Genomic DNA, 21227 nt, shown 5'->3' with positions numbered 1-21227 from the left:
CACGACCCCATGCCGCCCCCTTGTGCCACACCGGAAGGACCACGATGATCTCCACCCTCCTGTCCCAGCTGAACGGGCCGGACGGTGACTCCACCCCACGTCTCGCGTACGGCGCCGACTACAACCCCGAGCAGTGGCCTCGCGAGGTGTGGGAGGAGGACGTACGGCTGATGCGTGAGGCCGGCGTCAACCTGGTCTCCGTGGGGATCTTCTCCTGGGCCCGCATCCAGCCGGCCCGGGACCAGTGGGACTTCGGCTGGCTCGACGAGATCATGGGCCTGCTGCACGCGGGCGGCATAGGGGTCGACCTCGCCACCGCCACCGCGTCCCCGCCGCCCTGGCTCACCACGGCGCACCCGGAGATCCTTCCGGTGACCGCCTCCGGTGAGACGGTGTGGCCGGGGGCGCGGCAGCACTGGCGGCCCACCTCGCCCGTCTTCCGCGAGCACGCGCTGGGCCTGGTGCGGACGATGGCCGAGCGGTACGCGGACCATCCCGCGCTGGTGGCCTGGCACATATCCAACGAGCTGGGCTGCCACAACATCTACGACTACTCGGACGACGCGGCCCGCGCGTTCCGCGACTGGCTGCGCGACCGTTACACCACCCTCGACGCCCTCAACCACGCCTGGGGCACGGCCTTCTGGTCGCAGCGCTACAGCGACTGGGAGCAGATCCTGCCGCCGCGGCTGGCCGCCTCCCACCCGAACCCCACGCAGCAGCTGGACTTCAAGCGCTTCTCCTCCGACGCGCTGAAGGAGTACCTGCGCGCCGAGCGGGACGTGCTGCGGGAGATCACGCCGGACGTGCCGGTCACCACGAACTTCATGGTGATGGGCAACACGAAGGGCATGAACTACCCCGACTGGGCGGGCGAGATCGACTTCGTCTCCAACGACCACTACGTCCACCCGGGCCCGCAGGACCGCGACGAGCTGTCCTTCTCCGCGAACCTCACCAGCGGTATCGCGAGCGGCCGTCCGTGGTTCCTGATGGAGCACTCCACCAGCGCCGTCAACTGGCAGCCCGTCAACGTGGCCAAGCGGCCCGGCGATCTGGCCCGCGACTCGCTGCTGCACGTCGCTCACGGCGCCGACGCCGTGTGCTACTTCCAGTGGCGCCAGTCCGCGGCCGGCGCCGAGAAGTACCACTCCGCGATGGTGCCGCACGCCGGTGCCGACAGCGAGGTCTACCGCGCGGTCACCGCCCTCGGCCGGACCCTCAAGGCCCTGGCCCCGGTCGCGGGCACCGAGCGCGAGCATGCCCGGGTCGGGATCGTCTACGACTGGGAGTCGTGGTGGGCGAGCGAGCAGGACTCCCACCCGACCGCCCTGCTCGACTACCGCCAGGAGGCGCTGGACTGGTACTCCGCGCTCCTCGCCCTCGGCGTCCGGGCGGACGTCGTCACCACCACGGCCGACCTCGACCGCTACGACGTTCTGATCGCACCCGTGCTGCACGTGATCCCGGCGCCACTGGCCAAGGAGCTCACGCGGTACGCCGAGACCGGCGGCCACCTGGTCACCACGTACTTCTCCGGTGTCGTCGACGAGAACGACCACATCTGGCTCGGCGGTCACCCGGGAGCGCTGCGCGACCTCCTCGGCATCCGTATCGAGGAGTTCGGGCCGCTGCTCGACGGTGACAGCGTCGACCTGGATGGCGCCGGCACGGGCACCCTGTGGACCGACCGGATCACCGTCACCGACCCGTCGGTGGAGGTGCTGGCCCACTACCGCACCGGTACGTACGCGGGCATGCCCGCCGTCACCCGCCGTGCGGCGGGGCAGGGCTCGGCCTCGTACGTCTCCACCCGGCTCGGCGTCGACGGGCTGGCCGGTCTGCTGCCGAAGCTCCTCGGCCCGGCCGGCGTCCGGAGTGAACTGCCCGCCGACGCACGGGGGTCGGTCGAGCAGACCGTGCGCCGCGGACCCGACGGCCGCTTCCTGTTCCTGGTCAACCGGACCGACGAGAGCGTGCCGCTGACCGGCCTCTCGGGTGAGGTCCTGGTCGGCGACACCGACACCGAGGGCGGTCTCGTCCTCGGGCCGAGGGCCGTCGCCGTGGTGCGCCGGCCCGCCGACTGACCCACTCCCCCGCACACCGCCGACTCCTCGAACGGCACCGCACTGGTTCGAGGGCCATCCCTCCTGCCCGACGGGCGGGAGGTCAACCGCAGCTACCACCACCGCAGTTGGGAGCACAGATGGCACGCCGCACCCGCAACAGACGGCTCCTCGGAGCCGCCGGCCTCACCGCACTGGCCACCGGGGCCGCCCTGGTCTCCGCCCCGTCGTCCACCGCACAGGTCACGGCGGCGGACACCGCCGCCGTCACCGTGCGGCCCGACCCCTCGTACGAGCAGGAGAAGTTCGAGGGCTGGGGCACCAGCCTGGTCTGGTTCGCCAACGCCACCGGCGACTACCCCAAGGAGATACGCGAGAAGCTCGCCAAGCTCCTGTTCGGTGACGACGGCCTGGCGCTGAACATCGCCCGCTACAACATCGGCGGTGGCAACGCCCCGGACGTCAAGGACTACCTGCGCGCCGGAGGTGCCGTCGAGGGCTGGTGGAAGGCCCCGGCCGGCACCACCCGCGAGGACACCGACTGGTGGAGCGCCGACGACCCGGCGGACTGGAACAAGAACGCCGACGCCACCCAGCGCTGGTGGGTCGACCGCATCAAGAACGACATCGACCACTGGGAGACGTTCAGCAACTCCCCGCCGTGGTTCATGACGAAGAGCGGCTACGTCTCCGGCGGGTTCAACGCCACCGAGGACCAGCTCAAGACCGAGTCTGTCGACGACTTCGCCGCCTACATGGCGGGCGCGACCAAGCGTCTCGAGAAGGCCGAGGGCATCAAGGTCGACACGATCGACCCGTTCAACGAGCCCAACACCAACTACTGGAGCACCCGCCTGGGCGCCGACGGCGAGCCCGTCGGAGGCCGCCAGGAAGGGGCGCACATCGGCCCCGAGCTCCAGCAGAAGGTCATCAAGGCCCTGGCCCCGGCGCTGAAGAAGGCGAAGACCAAGGCGGAGATCTCCGCCATGGACGAGACCAACCCGTCCATCTTCTCGACGAACTGGAACACCTACCCGCAGGAAGTGCGGGACCTCGTCGGCCAGATGAACGTCCACACCTACGGCACCGGCCAGCGGACCACCGTACGGGACCTGGCCAAGGCGGCCGACAAGCCGCTGTGGCAGAGCGAGGTCGAGGGCGACTGGGGCGACGGCCAGAGCTTCACGGACATGCGGCCGGGCCTCGGTCTCGCCCAGCGCATCGTCGACGACCTGCGTGAACTGGAGCCCAAGGCTTGGGTGTTCTGGCAGCCCGTCGAGGACTACGACAACATGAAGCCGGGCGGCGAGTCGGCCAAGGGCGGCAACTGGGGCAGCATCCAGCTCCCGTTCAGCTGCACCTCGAAGGACACCCTCAAGTCCTGCCCGATCTACACGAACACGAAGTTCGACACGGCCCGCAACTTCACGCACTACATCAAGCCCGGCGACCGGCTGATCAAGACCGACGACACCTCCAGCGCCGCCGCCGTCTCCAAGAAGGGCAACGGCGCGACGGTCGTCCACGTCAACAGCACCACCGACGCCCGCGCGGTCACCGTCGACCTGTCGAAGTTCGGCAAGGTCAGCCGCAGCGCCACCGTCACCCCGGTCGTGACCAGCGCCGACGGCAAGCTCGAACGCCACAGGGCCGTCAAGGTCAGTGACCGCAAGGCCACCTTCACGGTCCCCGCGCAGTCCGTGACCTCCTTCGTCGTCAAGGGCGTCTCGGGCGTCGCGAAGGACGCGGCCGAGCTGCGGAAGGGCCACACCTACGCGCTGACCGGCGTCCAGAGCGGCAAGGCGCTCACTGTCGCGGACAACGGCACGAGCCTCGTCATCAAGACCTCCGCGGGGGACGCGGCCGGCCAGGAGTGGCAGCTGCGGCAGATCTCCGGTGACACCGGCAACCGGCAGCGGTACGTCTTCACCAACGCGGTGGAGGGCAAGCGCCTGGCGGTCCGTGACGGCGCCCCGGTGCTGGAGGCCGACTCCGGCCCGCGCGACAAGGCCACCCAGTGGATCATGTCGACGACCGGCGACGGCACCTGGACCCTCGTCAACGCCGCCACCGGACGGCTGCTGGAGGTCGGCGGCCAGGCCACGAACGACGGAGCCGCCGTCACGCTGTGGACGCCCAACTCCGGCGCCAACCAGCGCTGGAGGGTCACCGACGTGACCGACTAGCACCGGCCACCGCCCCGGGCGGACGCCCGGACGCACCCTCTGTCGCACAGCTCTGTGCCCGCCGTCGCGCACGGCGGGCACAGAGGTGCGTTCACGGACGTTCCTCCTTCGACCACTCCGTCGAGGGCGACCTCATGGTGTGATGCCCGATGAAGAGACCCATCTCTGATCAAGATGCCTGAAGAAGCCGAACCACGCCCCGGGAGAGCCAGTGGATCTGCGACAGATGGAGGTCGTCATCGCGGTGGCCGATGAGGGCGGCTTCACCGCGGCGGCGCAGCGGCTGCACGTCGTCCAGTCGGCCGTGTCGAGCACGGTGCGCGCGCTGGAACGCGAGCTGGGCACCCCGCTGTTCGACCGCACCACGCACCGGGTCTCCCTGACACCGGCCGGTGAGGCCTTCGTACCGGCAGCGCGGGCGGCGTTACGGGCAGCGGACCAGGCACGGGCTGCCGTCGACGTCGTACAGGGGCACCTGCGGGGACGCATCACGGTCGGCACGATGCAAGGGGTCTGGGCCGACCTGCACCGCCCGCTGGCCGCCCTGCGGGCCGAGCATCCGGGCGTGGTGGTGCGGCTGCGGCAGGCGGCCGTGGTCGACATCCGCCAGGCGCTGCGCGAGGGCACGGTGGACCTGGCCGTGGTCGCCCTCGACCGTCAGCAGCAGCGGGGACTGGTCACGCGGCTGCTGTCCCGCGAGGAGATGGTGCTCGTGAGCGCTCCGGAGCGGACGTTCCCCGTGACGGACGGGAAGGTCGCGCTCGCCGACGCCGCGCGGCTGCCGCTGGTCGACTTCACTCCCGGCTGGGCGATCCGGCTCGCCGTGGACAAGGCCTTCCGGGCGGCCTCCGTCGACCGCGAGCCGACCTTCGAGGTCAACGACATCGTCGCGGCCTCCGAACTAGTCCGCAACGATCTGGGTGTGTGCGTCATGCCCGTCTCCATCGCCGACCGGTTCCCCGACCTGACGACCCACCGTTTCGACCGTCACGCGCCGAACTGGAAGGTCATGGTCGTCCGGCCCCGGGGCGAGGCACCCCCGGCGGTCGCCGCGCTGCTGCGGCACATGACCTGACGGAAGCCGGGTCGCGCCGTGGCCTGACCGGTCCCGGGTCGCTCACCGCTTCCCGGTGTCATCTCCCTCGGAGATGACTGACATCTCGAACCATCGCCACAATGAGGGAAGCGCAGAGGCGCCCCCGGACGCTGACGGAATCATGAACGTCCTCCAGGGCTCGCGCGACGACCACACCTCGGGCCGGTCCACCGGCACGGCCGCACTCGGTGTGCCGGGATGGCTGGTCGTGCTCCTGGCCACCGCCTCCGGCATGACTGTCGCCAACCTGTACTACGCGCAGCCCCTGTTGGCCTCGCTGCGCGACGTCTTCCACGTCGGCGAGACGGCCGCCGGCGGGCTGATCACCCTCACCCAGGTCGGCTACGTCCTGGGCATGCTCCTGCTCGTCCCGCTCGGCGACCGGCTGGAGAAGCGCCGGCTGATCACGGTGCTGCTGGCGGTCACCACGCTCGCCCTCCTCGCCGCCGGCCTCGCGACGAGCTTCCCCTTGCTGCTGATCGCTTCCCTGATCAGCGGCGGCACGTCGGTCGTCGCCCAGATCCTCGTGCCCTTCGCCGCGAGTCTCGCCCCGGACCACACCCGCGGCAGGATCGTGGGCCGGGTGATGAGCGGCCTGCTCACCGGCATCCTGCTGTCCCGCACCCTCAGCAGCCTGGTCTCCGACGTGGCCGGCTGGCGCGTCGTCTATCTGGGCTCCGCCGTCCTGATGGCACTGCTGGCCCTTGCCCTGCACGCTGCCCTGCCCCGGCAGGCCGCCACGACGGCGATCCCGTACACCCAGGTGCTGCGTTCCACGGTCCGACTGGTCTGCGTCCACCCGGCGTTGCTGCGCCGCGGGCTCTACCAGGCGGCGATGTTCGGTGCGTTCAGCGCGTTCTGGACCACCGTCTCGTACGTCCTCACGGGCCCGCGTTTCCACTACTCCCCCGTCGGAGTCGGTGTCTTCGCCCTGGTCGGAGCGGCCGGGGCGGCCGTGGCTCCCTTCGCGGGCCGTTGGGCCGACCGCAAACTGGTGCGCCCGATGACGGGCGCCGGGCTGGTCGCCGCGGCCGTCGCCTTCGCGGTCGCGGGGTTCGGCCAGGGGCACATCCTTCTGCTGGCCCTGGCCGCCGTGCTCCTCGACATGGCCGTGCAGACCACGCTGATCCTCGGTCAGCACACCGTCTACCAGCTCGACGCGAACGCGCGGGCACGGCTGAACAGTGCCTTCATCGCCCTCTTCTTCGTCGGCGGCGCCCTCGGTTCGCAGTTCGGCTCGCTCGCCTTCCACGCCGGCGGCTGGACGGCGGTGTCCCTCCTCGGCACGGCGCTCCCCGTCCTTGCCCTCCTCTACTGGGCCACGGAGTTCCGTACGGCGCGCCGCACCTCCTGACCGGCGCGGCCTCCGGTCTGTCAGCAGTGGCCGAAAACGCATGAGCTGAACATCCGTTCCCTACGATGACCCGGTGACCAGTGACATCGCGGCGCAGGTGGGCGCCGAAACCGACGCCCACCCGAAGACGGATTCCCCTCCCTGGGCGAGGCGGCTGCGCCGTTTCGGCTACACGGGGCATCCACGGACCGACACCCGCGACCTTCTGGTCCCGCCCTTCCCGGAGCCCGGCACACGCGTCGGCGAGGCCCTGGGCCTCAGTCCGGCACTGACCTACCGCGTCCTGAAGGCGATGGGCTGGATCGGTCCGGTCCTCGTCGCCGTACTCGCCGGAGCGATCCGCTTCTGGAACCTGGGCCGGCCGCGGTCCGTGGCCTTCGACGAGACGTACTACGCCAAGGACGCCTGGGCGTTGCTGAAGCTCGGCTACGAGGGGACGTGGCCGGACCGCAAGATCGCCGACCCGCAGATCCTGGCGGACCCTCAGGTGATCCCGCTGTCCGACACCGGGACCTTCGTGGCGCACCCGCCGATGGGCAAGTGGGTGATCGCCCTAGGTGAGTGGATGTTCGGCCTGAACCCCTTCGGCTGGCGTTTCATGACGGCGGTGCTCGGCACGCTGTCGGTGCTGATGCTGTGCCGAATAGGCCGCCGGCTGTTCCGTTCGACGGCGCTGGGCTGTCTGGCCGGGCTGCTGTTGGCGGTGGACGGCCTGCACTTCGTGATGAGCCGCATCGCTCTGCTCGACCTCGTCGTCATGTTCTTCGTGCTGGCCGCGTTCGGGTGTCTGCTGGTCGACCGGGACCGGGCGCGGGCCCGTCTCGCGGAAGCCCTGCCGGTGGACGCGGACGGCTTCGCGGGTCCGCATCAACACACCGGCGAGCACGCGGGGATGGGTGTACGGCCCTGGCGGATCGCGGCCGGCGCACTTCTGGGCCTGGCGGCCGCGAGTAAGTGGAACGGCCTCTACGTCCTGGCGTTCTTCATGGTCATGACCGTGCTGTGGGACGTCGCCTCCCGCCGCGTCGCCGGCGCGCGCCGCCCGTATCTGTCGGTGCTGCGCAAGGATCTCGGCTGGTCCGTACTGTCCCTCGCGCCGGTCGCCCTGGTCACGTATCTGATGACCTGGACCGGCTGGTTCCTGACCGACAAGGGCTACGGACGGCACTGGGCGGACGGCCGGGGCGGCCCGTGGTCGTGGATCCCGGCCCCGCTGCGCAGCCTGTGGCACTACGAGCACGGGGTCTACGAGTTCAACGTGGGGCTGGACTCCTGGCACCGCTACGAGTCCAACCCGTGGAGCTGGCTGGTCCTCGGACGGCCGGTGGCGTACTCGTACGAGACGGACTTCGCACAGGACGGCTGCCGCACCGCGTCCGGCTGCTCCCAGGCGGTCCTCGCGCTGGGCACACCGCTGCTGTGGTGGTCGGCGTGCTTCGCGCTCCTCTATCTGCTCTACCGGTGGGCGCTGCGCCGCGACTGGCGTGCGGGCGCCGTCCTGTGCGCCGTGGGTGCCGGCTATCTGCCCTGGTTCCTGTACCAGGACCGTACGATCTTCTCCTTCTACGCGGTCGCCTTCGTGCCGTATCTGTGCCTGGCCGTCGCGATGTTGGTGGGCGCGATGCTGGGGCCGCCGGGGTCGAGTGAGAGACGCCGGGCCGTGGGAGCGATGAGCGCGGGTGTCCTCGTACTGCTCATCGTCTGGAACTTCATCTACTTCTTCCCGATCTACACGGGTGCGACGATCCCGTATTCCGACTGGCATTCGAGGATGTGGCTCGACACCTGGATCTGAGGGATACGGGACCGCGCTCCGTATGTCACCTTCGGCGGCCCCTGGTCGCCAGGCCACTGCCGACCCCGGCGAGATGCAGGGCCAGCACGATCAGCCCTATCAGCATCACGTTGGTCGAGGTGAAGACATCGTTGGTCGAGATCTCCGCGGCGTTGATCAGGAACGCGACGAGGAACAGGACGGCCGCTGCCATGCCGAGCATGGATTCCCCTCTCTGCGGTTTACGGAGTGGGGTCAGATCCCACTCCCACTCGACGAGTGCCCCGGCCCGGCCGGATCAGACACCCATGACCCGGGCCGATCGTGGTACTCGCCGACCACAGCGGAATCCCCGCAGACCACCGCATTCCGGAGTCCCTGCCATCGTCTCCGGAACCGGACGACTAAGCGCTTTGCCGTCGGGAAGCAGCAACGGTGGAAGCAAAGCAAGCGCCACAGCCCCACAGGGAATGGGCTGGGGGAAGCCGTGATGGCGACCGAGCCGCGTTGGGACGACAAACTGCCTTCTGAGGAGACTTACACCCAGACCACCGAATTCGCCGGCGAACCGTCCGATGTGACGGGCTCACGACTCGCCGCGGAGGGGTTCCTCCTTGCGCTCACGCGTGCCTCGCCACCGGCGGAGCCCGAACGCTGGGACGACATCCTGCTGATCGTCACGGAGCTGGCCGCCAACGCGGTGCAGTACGCGCCGGGCCCGTTCACGCTGCACCTGCGGCGCACGTTCGACGGTGTGCACGTGACGATGCACGACACCAGCACCACACCACCGGCGCCCCGTCCCTTCCGCCCCGGCCGTAACGACGGGGGCGTGGGATGGCATCTGATCCACACGCTGTGCGACCAGGTGAGCGTGGTGCCGACCGAGAAGGGCAAGGACATCCACGTGTTCATGCCCTGGTGAGGTTCCCCGGCGTGCCCTGGATTGCTCTACGGCTCCTGCGTCCCTACGGCACGGTCTGGAGCGGCACCAGGACGCGGATCGTCTTGCCGCCTCCCGGACGCCTTTCGATGGCGATGTCGCGGGCCAGCCGGATGATCAGCGGCCAGCCGTAGCCGTTGCCGTGATGGGCCGAGGGAAGGCCGCCCGAGCCGAAGGCGGCGGCCGGGACGACATCACTGTTGTCGTGCACGGCCAGCCGCACGCCCTCACGCGTGGACGTCACGTCGACCCCGACCAGCCCGCCCCCGTGCCGGACGGCGTTCGCGGCCAGTTCCGAGACGACCAGCAGGAGATCGATGACAGCGGTCTCCGTCGCCCTGCGGGGCGGGGAGCTCCACTGTTCCAGCACCACGGCGCGGACGTGGGCACGGGCCATCGCCGCGGTCGTGATCGGAACCGCCGTCATCGACGTCCCACCGGACCTGCGGTCGGGCGACGCGAAGGCAGTCGTGTCGATTCGGTCCATATCCGTCGTGCCCCTGAGATCTGCTTGCTCGATGCCGGGTCCCAGAACGGGTCCGTCCACAACCGTCTTCCCACTGAGCGCGCGACCATGGGTACGAATCCCCCGACCGTCGTGCCGGGTCAGGGTGTGGTCGCCCGTCGTGGAGGCAGACTCCGGTAGTAGTCGCCGACACCGGCGAGGTACTCGGGGTCCAGCGTCTCGCGATCGGTCTTGAACCGCGGCGCGGCCTTTATCTCCTCCTCGGTGCACGCCACCCTGACCTCCTGGGCCCCGGCGTCGACGGCGGTGACGACGCCCACGGGTATCAGCACACTGCTGCCGAACAGCCAGACTCCGGTGTCGACGATCAGATGGCGCAGCCCCGAGTCGTCGGCCTGCCGGTCCACATGCCCGACCGTGCCGTCGGACGCCACCACCGTGAACCCCGTGAGCCGCTGCCCCTCCGTGTGCCCGCTGTCCCCTGCGTACGACCAGATTCTGTCGGTGACCACGCCGCTCCTTCCGTCCCGTGTGCATTCCGTCTCGTGTGAGCCCGGGTGGGGCACCGCGGCCGGACATCCGCCGCCCGTGATGCTCCACGGGCAGCAAATACCCTGCCGACGGACTGGCATTCGCAACGATTTCGCCGAAAGGGTCTTCCCGCGTGCTTTATGCGCGCGCCACGTAGCTGCGGATCGTCGTGCCGTGCTCGTCGGTGTGCACGCGCACCAGATCCGACAGGTGGTGAACGAGGAGAAGGCCCCGGCCGCCGAGTTGGTCGGGGGGAGCCGGACGGCGGCCCACGAGGGGGTCGGTCAGCCGGCCGGCGTCCTGGACCTCGCAGACGATCTGCTCGCTCTCCGCCCACAGACGCAGCGTTCCCCCTCCGCCCGCGTGCACCACGCTGTTCGTGGTCAACTCCGCCACGACCAGCGCCAGATCCTGCAGGCGGACCGCGCCCATCCCCCGCTCCCGTGCCTCCTGGAGAGCGAAGTCCCGTGTGACGGGCAGGGCTTCGGCGTCGAACCGGACCGTCGCCGCCCCGGGCGGACACAGCAGCGGCTCGTTGTAGCGGTCGAGCACCTTCAACGGGTCGTAGGCCCCGCTGACCGACTGCCGGCCCGCCGTGATGAGCACGGGGTGCGTGGCGTGGGCGTCGGCGAGTACGTCGTCCGGCAGCGACCGGGCGTCGTACGGACAGAGGATGGTCACGTCCCGACCACGGAACGCCGCGTTGATCAGGGCCTCGTGCTGGACGCAGGCCGGATACTCCGAGGCGGTGCGGCCGGACCAGATCGGTTCCCCGATGATGCGCACATGACCGCCGCGCCGGGCGTCGGCGAAGGCCCGCAGGACCGACGGGATGATGCGGCCGGGGTTCCGGCCGGCCCTGGTCATGTCGACGAAGTGCACGGCGTCGGCCGCCGTTCCCAGCGCCGCCGCGATCAGTTCCAGCCGCGGGACGGGCGCGGCCACCGCGACGGGTTCCGACGCCGCCAGTCCCTCCAGGAGGAAGGGCACCGTCCCGGCCACGTACTCCTGGTCACCGCGGTAGAAGAGCGCAGGATGGACGAAGGGGGCGTCCTCGGTGGCCGTCGTCGTCATGCCGCCCCACCAGTCGTCGGGGTAGGGGCCGGGAGGTCTGGGCAATCCGCCACCGCCCGGCCCGGGTCGTGTGGGCTCCGGGCGCGAAGCCGGCCGTCGGCCGACTCGGCCGGGGCGGCCCGCCGCTGCAGGACCTCGACACCGACAACAATGTGTCCGTGCTGCCCTTCAGGTCCACCGGTGCCACCCCGGGAGGCCACAATACGCCGTCGCACTGGCGTTCCATGAATGTGCCCGAGGCGCCGCCGCGCAGCCCGCGGGCCGGTCGCACGTCTGCGCGACCGGCCCGCGGGGTTCACCTGGTGACTGCCTCTCCACCGTCACGTACCTGGATACCGCCCGTACCGGCAGGCCGCGCAGGCATCGGCGCCACGGCCTGCCGGGCGGCCGCGAGATGGCGGCGCGCCCTCTCCAGGGCACGCCTCACATCGCGCGTGCCGGTCGACACGCAGAGCGTGTAGGCGAGGTCCTGCGCCCGCTGGTCAGGTTTCGCCACGGCGTCGCCCTCACCCTCGGGGGCGATCAGCGCCTCGTACTCGTCCACGAGCCTGCGCAGGGTCGCGGGATGGGGCATCAGCATCGGGCTCACTCCTCCGACCTCCTCGGCGTCCTCGGCCTTGCGCGTCACGCGGCCCTGGTGCGTCCGTCGGTGCCGGTCCGCCCGTCGGCATCGTGACCACCGCCTTGTGGCTGCTGCCCGCCCATCGCCTCGTCCCTGACACGCGCGCAACTGCGGCTGATGAGACGTGAGACGTGCATCTGGGAGATGCCGAGCACATCGGCGATGCGGGTCTGCGTCATGTCCTCGAAGAAGCGCATGTACAGGATGGCCCGCTCACGCTCGGGCAGCCGGCGCAGTCCTTCCCTGGCCGCTTCCCGGTCGACGACCAGCTCGTACGAGGAATCGACGTCCCCCAGGGTGTCCGCGAGGCTGTAGTTGTCGTCCGCGGAGGCGAGTTCGGCGTCCAGGGACAGCGTGCTGAAGCTCTCCATCGCCTCCATCCCCGCGCCGACCTCGTCCTCCGTCAGGCCCGTGTGTGCCGCGATCGCGGCCACCGTCGGCTCCGGGGCGCCGGGATTCAGCGTGAGATCCCGACGGGCCAGCCGCACCTTGTTGCGCAGCTCCTGGACGCGGCGGGGCACTCTCAGGGCCCACATCCGGTCCCGGAAGTGCCGCTTCACCTCACCGGTGATGGTGGGCACGGCGTAACTCTCGAACGCCCCGCGCGAGGGGTCGTACCGGTCGACCGCCTTCACCAGTCCCATGGCCGCGACCTGGCGCAGGTCCTCGACCGATTCGCCCCGGTCGCGGAAACGGCCGGCGATCCGGTGGGCCATGGGCAGCCATACGGTCACCAGTTCGTCGCGTACGGCGTCCCTCTCGGGCCCGTCCTCCAGTTCGGCAAGCCGGGCGAACGCGGCCGCGGCGTCAGGGGCGTCGTCGTGCGAGTGCTTCGCATGGGCTGACGGCCGGGTGGTCGAGTCCGGCCGGACGGCCGTCTCCGTGCTCACGGGCTTGTCAGATCGATTTATAGACAAATCGCTAGGCATACGGATTCGCTCCTGAACATTGGCTTGCGGGGGAATGCCGCAGGAGGAGTGCCGCCCGAGCCGCCCGGAGACCCCCGGAGCACGGACGTACTCGCTCCTACGGACGTGCCTCCGGTCCGAAGCACGAAATTCCGCTTGCCCGGGCTTCCCGAGGAAAAACACCGCTTCTCGAAATCGACCACACGGTGTGGCGGCGGGATTCCCGCCCCGTCACGGCTCCGGCCTGGCCTCGTTCCTGGCCGGCGCCCGCCCGAAACCCCCTCAGGAGAGGGAACAAAGGGGCGACTTCCGGCCAGATCCTCCCGGCGCCCGATTTCTCTTGCCTCTCAGAAGGAGTGGGCGGCCCGAAGCAGGGCATGCGGGCTTTGACACATCAGCGCCGACGAGTGGGGTGGACGGCATGACAGCCGTGACGGCAGGCGAAGCAACGGCCACGGCACAGAGGACGCAGACGGTCGACGAGACAGCACTTCCTCTCATCGACGAACCGTCCCTGATCAAGCCGAAGGACGCTCGCGATCTGTCCCGACAGTTCTTCGACCGCCTGGCCGTGCTGGAGGAAGGCACCCGCGAGTACCAGTACGCGCGCAACACCCTGATCGAGATGAACCTGTCCCTCGTACGGTACGCGGCCTCCCGGTTCCGCGGGCGGGGCGACTCGATGGAGGACATCGTCCAGGTCGGCACCATCGGGCTCATCAAGGCCATCGACCGGTTCGAGCTGACCCGCGAGGTGGAGTTCACCTCCTTCGCCGTCCCCTACATAGTCGGCGAGATCAAGCGGTTCTTCCGCGACACGAGCTGGGCCGTCCATGTGCCGCGCCGACTGCAGGAGGCCCGGGTCGAGTTGGCGAAGGCCACGGAGGAACTGCGGACGCGTCTGGGGCGTACGCCCACGACCGCCGAGCTGTCACAGCTCATGTCGCTGCCCGAGGAAGAGGTCATCGAGGCCCGCAAGGCGGCGAACTGCTACAACTCCTCATCGCTCGACGCGGCCCTCACCTCCGACGGCGACTCGCAGGGCGAGACCGTTCTGGCCGACTTCATCGGCGAGGACGACCGGGCGCTGGAGCTCGTGGACGACCTCCACTCCCTGACCCCCCTCATCGCCGAACTCGACGAGCGGGAGCGCCTCATCATCCATCTGCGGTTCGTCGAGGAGCGGACCCAGGCGGAGATCGGTGAGGTCATCGGCATCTCGCAGATGCACGTGTCGCGACTGATCAGTCGCATCATCAAGCGGCTGCGCGCCGGTCTGCTCGATCCCTCGGTGGCCTGAAGCACCGTCCGGTCGGCCGCCTGATCCGGCACCGAATCGTCGAGCCCGCCGTCCCCGCTCTCGCGAGCGTTTTCACCTCGCGACAGCAGGGCGGCGGGCTCTGTCGTGCGCGACTCCTCTGGCCCGGCCCAGGGAAGATCACCCTCCCCGGCGCCAATCTGGCTCGGCCTTTGTTCACGGCATGACCTTCGGGTTAGCCTGCGGCGTACTTCCTCAACCGGCGGCCCCGAATTCTCGGGTCCGCGCCGACGAGGAGGGGTCCGGCAGTGGGCCTGAAGTTCCGAGTCCCCCCTTTCACGGGACTCTTGTCTTGAACGGAACGAGGGTGCGCATGACCAGCCAGACGACCGACCCTGTCGGCCGCACTCCGGGCGAACCGGAGCTGCGCCGGCTGCTGGCCGGGCTGACCGCGGTACGGGACGGAGACTTCGGCACACGTCTGCCGGACGACGGCGGGGGCCTCCTCGGCGACATCGCCACCGTCTTCAACGGCATGGTCGACCAGTTGTCCGTGTTCACCTCGGAAGTCACCCGTGTCGCGCGCGAGGTGGGTACCGAGGGGACGCTGGGCGGACAGGCGGAAGTACCGGGCGTCTCCGGGACCTGGGCCGATCTCACCGACTCGGTCAACGCGATGGCGGGCAATCTCACCACCCAGGTCCGCGACATCGCGCAGGTGGCGACGGCGGTCGCCAAGGGCGACCTCTCCCAGAAGATCGACGTGCCGGCCCGCGGCGAGATCCTGGAGCTCAAGAACACCATCAACACGATGGTCGACCAGCTCTCCGCGTTCGCCGACGAGGTGACCCGGGTGGCCCGCGAGGTCGGCACCGAGGGGCGGCTCGGCGGCCAGGCGGACGTCAAGGGCGTCAAGGGCACCTGGCGCGACCTGACCGACTCCGTGAACTTCATGGCGAGCAACCTGACCGCCCAGGTCCGCAACGTGGCGCAGGTGGCGACCGCGGTGGCCAGGGGCGATCTCTCACAGAAGATCACCGTCGACGCCCGGGGCGAGATCCTCGCGCTCAAGGAGACCATCAACACGATGGTCGACCAGTTGTCCGCGTTCGCCGACGAGGTGACGCGCGTGGCCCGCGAGGTCGGCACGGCAGGCAATCTCGGCGGGCAGGCCACCGTCCGCGGTGTCTCGGGCACCTGGAAGGACCTCACCGACAACGTCAACGTGATGGCGTCCAACCTGACGGGCCAGGTCCGCTCGATCGCCCAGGTCGCCACCGCCGTGGCCCGCGGCGACCTCTCCCAGAAGATCACGGTCGAGGCCAAGGGCGAGGTCGCGGCCCTGGCTGACGTCATCAACACCATGGTCGACACGCTGTCCGCCTTCGCGGACGAGGTCACCCGGGTGGCCCGCGAGGTCGGCACCGAGGGCCGCCTGGGCGGGCAGGCCCGGGTGCCGAACGTGGCGGGCACGTGGAAGGACCTCACCGAGAACGTCAACTCGATGGCGAACAACCTCACCGGCCAGGTGCGCAACATCGCGCTGGTGACGACGGCGGTGGCCAAGGGCGATCTGTCCAAGAAGATCGACGTGGACGCCCGGGGCGAGATCCTGGAACTCAAGACGACGATCAACACGATGGTCGACCAGCTCTCCGCGTTCGCCGCCGAAGTGACTCGCGTGGCCCGCGAGGTCGGCAGCGAGGGACGGCTCGGCGGACAGGCCGAGGTCGAGGGTGTCTCCGGCACCTGGAAGCGGCTGACGGAGAACGTCAACGAGCTCGCGGGCAACCTGACGCGGCAGGTGCGCGCGATCGCCGAGGTCACCAGCGCCGTCGCGGAGGGCGACCTGACGCGCTCGATCACCGTCGAGGCATCCGGCGAGGTCGCCGAGCTCAAGGACAACATCAACTCGATGGTCGAGTCCCTGCGCGAGACCACCCGGGCCAACCAGGAGCAGGACTGGCTCAAGACCAACCTCGCGCGGATCTCCGGCCTGATGCAGGGCCACCGGGACCTGTCCGTGGTGGCCGAGCTGATCATGGACGAGCTCGCGCCCCTGGCGTCGGCCCAGTACGGCGCGTTCTACCTCGCGGAGGAGGCCGGGCGCGGCCACGAGCTGCGGCTCGTCGGCTCGTACGGATGGCCCGACGACGACGGGCGTCCCGTCCGCATCCCCTTCGGCCGCTCACTGGTCGGCCAGGCCGCGCGCAGCCGCCGCACCATCTCCGTGGACGAGCTGCCGCCTGGATACGTGACCATCTCCTCCGGGCTCGGCCAGACCGTGCCGACCGCCCTGGTGGTGCTGCCCATCACGGTCGAGGACCAGGTGCTCGGAGTCATCGAGCTGGCATCGGTGACCCGCTTCACGCAGATCCACCAGGACTTCCTGGGCCAGCTGATGGAGACCATCGGCGTCAACGTCAACACCATCGTGGCAAACGCGCGGACCGACGAGCTGCTGGACGAGTCCCAGCGACTGACCACCGAACTGCAGGCCCGCTCCGAGGAGTTGCAGGTCCAGCAGGACGAACTGCAGCGCTCCAACGAGGAACTGGAGGAGAAGGCCTCACTGCTGGTCGCGCAGAACCGTGACATCGAGGCGAAGAACCTGCAGATCGAACAGGCGCGACAGGAACTGGAGACCCGCGCCCAGCAGTTGTCGCTGGCCTCCAAGTACAAGTCGGAGTTCCTGGCGAACATGAGCCACGAGCTGCGGACCCCGCTGAACAGTCTGCTCATCCTCGCCCAGCTCCTTGCGCAGAACCCCTCACGCAACCTCACCCCGAAGCAGGTCGAGTACGCGGGCATCATCCACTCCGCGGGATCCGACCTGCTGCAGCTGATCAACGACATCCTCGACCTGTCGAAGGTCGAGGCCGGGAAGATGGAACTCGCCCCCGAGCGCGTCCCGCTGCGGCAGCTTCTCGAGTACGTCGAGGCGACCTTCCGGCCGATGACGACACAGAAGAGCCTGAACTTCACCGTGCGCACCGCGCCCGGGGCGCCCGGCGACCTCCTCACCGACGACTCCCGGCTGCGTCAGGTGCTGCGCAACCTGCTGTCGAACGCGGTCAAGTTCACCGAGCAGGGCGGCGTCGAGCTCCGTATCGAACCGGCGGCCGACGACGAAGTACCCGACGGCGTGCTCCGGGGCGGCACCATCGTGGCGTTCCGCGTGCGGGACACGGGGGTCGGGATCCCGGAACAGCATCTGGAGACGATCTTCGGAGCCTTCCAGCAGGCGGACGGGACGACCAGCCGCAAGTACGGCGGCACCGGCCTCGGTCTGTCCATCACACGGGAGATCGCACACCTGCTCGGCGGTGCCGTCACCGTCGCCAGCACGCCCGGACAGGGCAGCACGTTCACGCTGTTCCTGCCCGTGGCGCGCGCCGACTTCGAGGACCTCCTGAGCGGCGACCGGTCGTCCGAGAAGGCCCTCACCGCGGCTCCGTCCGAGGAGTCGGCGGCGCAGGCACAGCCCTCGGGCCAGGCCGCCCCGCCCCGGAGCCGCAGGCGTCGTCTGCTGGTCGTCGAGGAACGGCAGCGCGGCCTGTTGACCCTGGTCGCCGAGAGCACGGTCGCGGACGTCGCCCACGGCCCGGACACCGGTGATCCACGCGGCACGGTCGACGTCATCACCGCCGTCGGGGCACAGGAGGCGGCGAGCGCGCTGGCCGCGGGACCGTGCCACTGCGTCGTTCTGGAACTCGGCATGCCGGACGGCCAGGCGACCAGGTTCCTGGACGCGATGCACGGCGACTCCGCGCTCGCGAACGTTCCGGTCCTCGTCCACAGCGGTCACCGCGCCGATCTGGCGCAGGAACAGGCGCTGCAGGCCCGTTCGGGCACGCGTGCCCTGGAGTTCCTGTCGAGCCTCGACGAACTGCGCGAGCGCATCGCCCTGCACCTCTCGGCGGAGGAGCTGGGAGATGTTCCCTCCCTGGCCCGCGCCGAGGAACCGCAGCCCGAGACACCGCACCCCGTCGAGGACGCCTTCCTCGGCCGCACGGTCCTGGTGGTCGACGACGACGCACGCAATCTCTTCGCGCTCAGCGGGATCCTGGAGCTCCAGGGATTCCACGTGCTGCACGCGGACAACGGCCGCAAGGGCATCGAGACGCTGCTCCACCACCCGGACATCTCACTCGTCCTGATGGACGTGATGATGCCGGAGATGGACGGCTACACGGCCACGGCGGAGATCCGGAAGATGCCCCAGTACGCGGGGCTTCCCATCATCGCCGTCACCGCGAAGGCGATGCCCGGCGACCGGGAGAAGAGTCTCGCCTCCGGGGCGAGCGACTACGTCACCAAACCGGTCGACACCAACGACCTCATCGCCTGCGTCCGCCAGTGGCTGCCCGCGTGACCCGCACCGAGCAGTGTCCTGATCCGGCCGAAGAGCGGTCGCCGGACGAGTCCGCGGAGGTGCCTGCCGACGAGACGGCAGAGGACTCCGGGGACGAGTCGCCCGAGGATTCGGCCGCCCTTCTCGCGACCTACCCGGTGGGCAGGCTCGCCGCGACGGTGGAACGCCTGCGCCGCGAGGTGCGTGCGGCCCAGGTCGAGGCCGACGGACGTGCCCTGATCGAACTCGCCAAGGGAATCCTGGTGGAGCGGCTGGGATGCGGGCCCGCTCAGGCCGCCCGCCAGCTCGCCGAACTCACCGAGCAGGCCGGGGTGAGCACACTCGAACTCGCCGTCGAGGTCATCAACCAGGCGGCCCGCGACCGGCTTTCGGAGGTGGCCGACGCCTTCCTGACCGCGGCGAAGTCCACCGACGCTCCTACCGGAGATGCACCGTCGCGGTGCCACTCCCCCGCCGTACGGATGCGGGAGGCCGAGAGCGGTGCGCTGGCCGCGCCCGACACCCAGGCCGTCGCCGACTCCCTGCCCCAGCACGCGCTGACGCCGCTCGGCGCGGTGGCCGTGGCCATCTGGACCGTGCGCTCCGACGGTTCCCTGACGCTGGCCGGCAGCGCCGGGTTCTCCCCGGCGGAAGCCGGGCGCTGGCACCACGTGCCCCCGGGGGTGGTGACGGTGGCGCGCACCAGCCTCTCCGAGCGCGCCGGGCAGTGGATCGGATCACTGGCCGAGACCGGACTTCCCTCGATCGGCCAGCACCAGTACCCCGACGGTGGCAGGGTTGCCGTTCCCGCCGGCACCGGAGGCCGGATCCACGGGGCGCTGGAGATCGTCTGGCCCTCCCGGCTGGAACCGCAACCGCCCCAGGTGGTCCGGCAGGTCGAGGCCCTGGCGGAACTGTGCGCCCGCACGCTGGAGACGTACGCCTTCGTCCACGGCGACGAGGCCCTGCGCGAGCCGCGTGTCGTCCCCGACGCCACCGAACTGGTGGACCTGGCCGACGGGCTGCACGACCCCGCGCTGGTCCTCGTCCCCTATCTCGACCGCGGGCAGCTCGTCGACTTCCACATCCATCACGTCAACAGCCGCTTCCTCGATCCGGCGGGCCGGCCGCGCGGCCTCGTCAACGGCGCGATGCTGCTGGAGGCGTACCCGATGGCCGCCGGGGAGAGCGACCTCTTCCAGCGGATCGAGCGCGTCTACGCCACGGGCGAGCCGTTCCGCGCGCAGCGCATGAACCTCACGGCTCTCGTCGACCAGGTGCCGCTGTCGGCCGTGGCGGAGATCAGCATCAGCCGGCACGCCAACAGCGTGCTGCTCATCTGGCGCATCGAGGACGAGACGGCACGGCTCGCGAGCATCCTGCAGCACGCACAGCGCCTGGGCCGTATCGGTGGCTTCGAGGAGAATCTGCTCACGGGTGAGATCACCTGGAACGCCCAGCTCTTCACCCTGTACGGCAGGCCCCCGTCGAGCGCGCCCGTGCCACTGGAGGAGCTGCCCGTCCACGCACATCCGGACGACGCCGTCGCCATCGGCCGCTTCCTGCGCACCCTGCTCCATCACCGGCGGCCCGCGTCCGCGTCGTTCCGGCTCCGGCGTCCCGACGAGGTGACGCGCCACATCCGGGTGGTGGCCGAGCCGGTGCTCGACGCCGACGGCAGGCTGTTGGTCGTACGCGGGGCATACCAGGACATCTCAGCCCAGCACTGGACGGAGGTCGCGCTCGCCGCCACCCGTGTCCAGCTCGCCCACACCGAGCAGCAGGCGACCGAGCGAAGCCGCCTCACGCTGCAGCTCCAGCACGCCATCATGCCCCCGACCCAGGATCCGCTGCGGGCCCCCGGTATCGACGTGGCGGTCCGCTACCGGCCGGCCGAGACGGAGCATCTGGTGGGCGGCGACTGGTACGACGCGGTCGTCCTGCCGTCCGGTCTCGTGCTCCTGTGCGTGGGTGACGTGGCCGGTCACGGCATGGAGGCGGCGACCAGCATGGTCGTCCTGCGGAACGCGCTGCGGGGACTGGCCGTGACGGGCGCGGGCCCGGGACAGCTGCTGACGTGGCTCAACAGCGTGGCGCACCATCTGACGGGCACCGTCACCGCCACCGCGGTCTGCGGCCTCTACGACCCGCAGAACCGTACGTTGCGGTGGGCGAGGGCCGGTCATCTGCCGCCCGTGCTGGTACGCGACACGGGGGCGACGTCCCTGCCTCTCGTCAAGGGGTTGCTGCTGGGCGCGGCACCCCAGGTGACGTACGAGGAGGACGAGATCCAACTGGCGGTCGACGACACGCTGTTGATGTACACGGACGGCCTGATCGAGCGCCGGGACCGCTCGATGGAGGAGTCCATGACCCAGTTGCTGACGATGGTCCGTACGGCCCCGTCCACGCTCGACCAGCAGCTGGACCGGCTGCTCACGTACAGCAGGTCGGACACCGACGACGACACCTGCATCATCGGCATCCGCGTGTCGTAGCCGCGGCGCCGACGAGAGTCTGATCACGTCGCGCGGGCGGCCGCCGGGGGCATCGAATGCGCACAGGGGGGTAACCGGCCCAAGCCGTCAATTCTTC

15 protein-coding genes are annotated in these 21227 nt (G+C 70.0%); 9 read left to right on the top strand and 6 right to left on the bottom strand.

What is annotated here, in order from left to right; translation table 11 throughout:
- Window positions 1-44: 44 nt before the first annotated feature.
- The 5 genes from O3Q52_RS05495 to O3Q52_RS05475 all read left to right on the top strand — a co-directional run bounded on the left by O3Q52_RS05495 (window position 45) and on the right by O3Q52_RS05475 (window position 8497).
- Window positions 45-2087 carry a beta-galactosidase gene (locus O3Q52_RS05495; protein ID WP_269647652.1) on the top strand — a complete coding sequence of 681 codons (2043 nt, stop codon included), beginning with the start codon at window positions 45-47 and terminating at the stop codon, window positions 2085-2087.
- Window positions 2088-2206: 119 nt separating this feature from the next.
- Window positions 2207-4252, top strand: coding sequence for an RICIN domain-containing protein (locus O3Q52_RS05490; RefSeq protein WP_269647651.1), 2046 nt, complete (start codon window positions 2207-2209; stop codon window positions 4250-4252).
- Window positions 4253-4463: 211 nt separating this feature from the next.
- Window positions 4464-5327 carry a LysR family transcriptional regulator gene (locus tag O3Q52_RS05485; protein ID WP_269647650.1) on the top strand — a complete coding sequence of 288 codons (864 nt, stop codon included), beginning with the start codon at window positions 4464-4466 and terminating at the stop codon, window positions 5325-5327.
- A gap of 142 nt (window positions 5328-5469) precedes the next feature.
- Window positions 5470-6702, top strand: a complete 1233-nt coding sequence (locus O3Q52_RS05480; RefSeq protein ID WP_269647649.1) for an MFS transporter — start codon at window positions 5470-5472, stop codon at window positions 6700-6702.
- A 97-nt stretch (window positions 6703-6799) separates the two neighbouring features.
- Window positions 6800-8497, top strand: a complete 1698-nt coding sequence (locus tag O3Q52_RS05475) for a dolichyl-phosphate-mannose--protein mannosyltransferase (RefSeq protein ID WP_269647663.1) — start codon at window positions 6800-6802, stop codon at window positions 8495-8497.
- A gap of 25 nt (window positions 8498-8522) precedes the next feature.
- Here the strand turns inward: O3Q52_RS05475 and O3Q52_RS05470 are convergent, their stop codons facing one another.
- Window positions 8523-8699 (bottom strand): hypothetical protein, encoded by a 177-nt coding sequence (locus O3Q52_RS05470; RefSeq protein ID WP_143642537.1) that lies wholly within the window; start codon window positions 8697-8699, stop codon window positions 8523-8525.
- A 267-nt stretch (window positions 8700-8966) separates the two neighbouring features.
- On the opposite strand from O3Q52_RS05470, the gene O3Q52_RS05465 reads away from it, so the two are divergent.
- The gene (locus O3Q52_RS05465; RefSeq protein ID WP_269647648.1) at window positions 8967-9401 is read left to right on the top strand and encodes an ATP-binding protein; all 435 of its coding nucleotides are present in this window, start codon (window positions 8967-8969) and stop codon (window positions 9399-9401) included.
- 43 nt (window positions 9402-9444) lie between these two features.
- On the opposite strand, the gene O3Q52_RS05460 is transcribed toward O3Q52_RS05465, so the two are convergent.
- The 5 genes from O3Q52_RS05460 to O3Q52_RS05440 all read right to left on the bottom strand — a co-directional run bounded on the left by O3Q52_RS05460 (window position 9445) and on the right by O3Q52_RS05440 (window position 13002).
- Window positions 9445-9906, bottom strand: coding sequence for an ATP-binding protein (locus tag O3Q52_RS05460; protein ID WP_269647647.1), 462 nt, complete (start codon window positions 9904-9906; stop codon window positions 9445-9447).
- Between the two features lie 119 nt (window positions 9907-10025).
- Window positions 10026-10397 (bottom strand): PRC-barrel domain containing protein, encoded by a 372-nt coding sequence (locus O3Q52_RS05455; RefSeq protein ID WP_269647646.1) that lies wholly within the window; start codon window positions 10395-10397, stop codon window positions 10026-10028.
- Window positions 10398-10554: 157 nt separating this feature from the next.
- Window positions 10555-11490 (bottom strand): sensor histidine kinase, encoded by a 936-nt coding sequence (locus O3Q52_RS05450; RefSeq protein WP_269647645.1) that lies wholly within the window; start codon window positions 11488-11490, stop codon window positions 10555-10557.
- A 295-nt stretch (window positions 11491-11785) separates the two neighbouring features.
- Complete coding sequence (locus O3Q52_RS05445) at window positions 11786-12070, bottom strand: DUF5133 domain-containing protein (RefSeq protein WP_269647662.1); 285 nt, start codon at window positions 12068-12070, stop codon at window positions 11786-11788.
- Window positions 12071-12114: 44 nt separating this feature from the next.
- Window positions 12115-13002, bottom strand: coding sequence for a SigB/SigF/SigG family RNA polymerase sigma factor (locus O3Q52_RS05440; RefSeq protein WP_269647644.1), 888 nt, complete (start codon window positions 13000-13002; stop codon window positions 12115-12117).
- Between the two features lie 439 nt (window positions 13003-13441).
- On the opposite strand from O3Q52_RS05440, the gene O3Q52_RS05435 reads away from it, so the two are divergent.
- From O3Q52_RS05435 to O3Q52_RS05425, 3 genes are all read left to right on the top strand, one after another.
- The gene (locus O3Q52_RS05435) at window positions 13442-14320 is read left to right on the top strand and encodes an RNA polymerase sigma factor SigF (protein WP_269647643.1); all 879 of its coding nucleotides are present in this window, start codon (window positions 13442-13444) and stop codon (window positions 14318-14320) included.
- A 331-nt stretch (window positions 14321-14651) separates the two neighbouring features.
- Window positions 14652-18653, top strand: a complete 4002-nt coding sequence (locus tag O3Q52_RS05430) for a HAMP domain-containing protein (protein WP_269647642.1) — start codon at window positions 14652-14654, stop codon at window positions 18651-18653.
- On the top strand, window positions 18650-21130 hold the full coding sequence (locus tag O3Q52_RS05425) for a SpoIIE family protein phosphatase (protein ID WP_269647641.1): 2481 nt from the start codon (window positions 18650-18652) through the stop codon (window positions 21128-21130). Before O3Q52_RS05430 ends, O3Q52_RS05425 begins: the two co-directional genes overlap by 4 nt.
- Window positions 21131-21227 lie beyond the last annotated feature (97 nt).

Source organism: Streptomyces sp. ActVer, from assembly GCF_027270795.1.
In the GTDB taxonomy this organism is placed as follows: domain Bacteria; phylum Actinomycetota; class Actinomycetes; order Streptomycetales; family Streptomycetaceae; genus Streptomyces; species Streptomyces umbrinus_A.
This window is presented reverse-complemented; position numbering and strand designations above follow the sequence as displayed.

What these genes read in the sequence shown, in the direction of transcription:
- O3Q52_RS05430 (WP_269647642.1), top strand. Translation starts at nt 14,652, where the DNA reads ATGACCAGCCAGACGACCGACCCTGTCGGCCGCACTCCGGGCGAACCG.
- O3Q52_RS05490 (WP_269647651.1), top strand. Translation starts at nt 2,207, where the DNA reads ATGGCACGCCGCACCCGCAACAGACGGCTCCTCGGAGCCGCCGGCCTC.
- O3Q52_RS05480 (WP_269647649.1), top strand. Translation starts at nt 5,470, where the DNA reads ATGAACGTCCTCCAGGGCTCGCGCGACGACCACACCTCGGGCCGGTCC.
- O3Q52_RS05445 (WP_269647662.1), bottom strand. Translation starts at nt 12,070, where the DNA reads ATGCTGATGCCCCATCCCGCGACCCTGCGCAGGCTCGTGGACGAGTAC.
- O3Q52_RS05435 (WP_269647643.1), top strand. Translation starts at nt 13,442, where the DNA reads ATGACAGCCGTGACGGCAGGCGAAGCAACGGCCACGGCACAGAGGACG.
- O3Q52_RS05495 (WP_269647652.1), top strand. Translation starts at nt 45, where the DNA reads ATGATCTCCACCCTCCTGTCCCAGCTGAACGGGCCGGACGGTGACTCC.
- O3Q52_RS05450 (WP_269647645.1), bottom strand. Translation starts at nt 11,490, where the DNA reads ATGACGACGACGGCCACCGAGGACGCCCCCTTCGTCCATCCTGCGCTC.
- O3Q52_RS05465 (WP_269647648.1), top strand. Translation starts at nt 8,967, where the DNA reads ATGGCGACCGAGCCGCGTTGGGACGACAAACTGCCTTCTGAGGAGACT.
- O3Q52_RS05460 (WP_269647647.1), bottom strand. Translation starts at nt 9,906, where the DNA reads ATGGACCGAATCGACACGACTGCCTTCGCGTCGCCCGACCGCAGGTCC.
- O3Q52_RS05470 (WP_143642537.1), bottom strand. Translation starts at nt 8,699, where the DNA reads ATGCTCGGCATGGCAGCGGCCGTCCTGTTCCTCGTCGCGTTCCTGATC.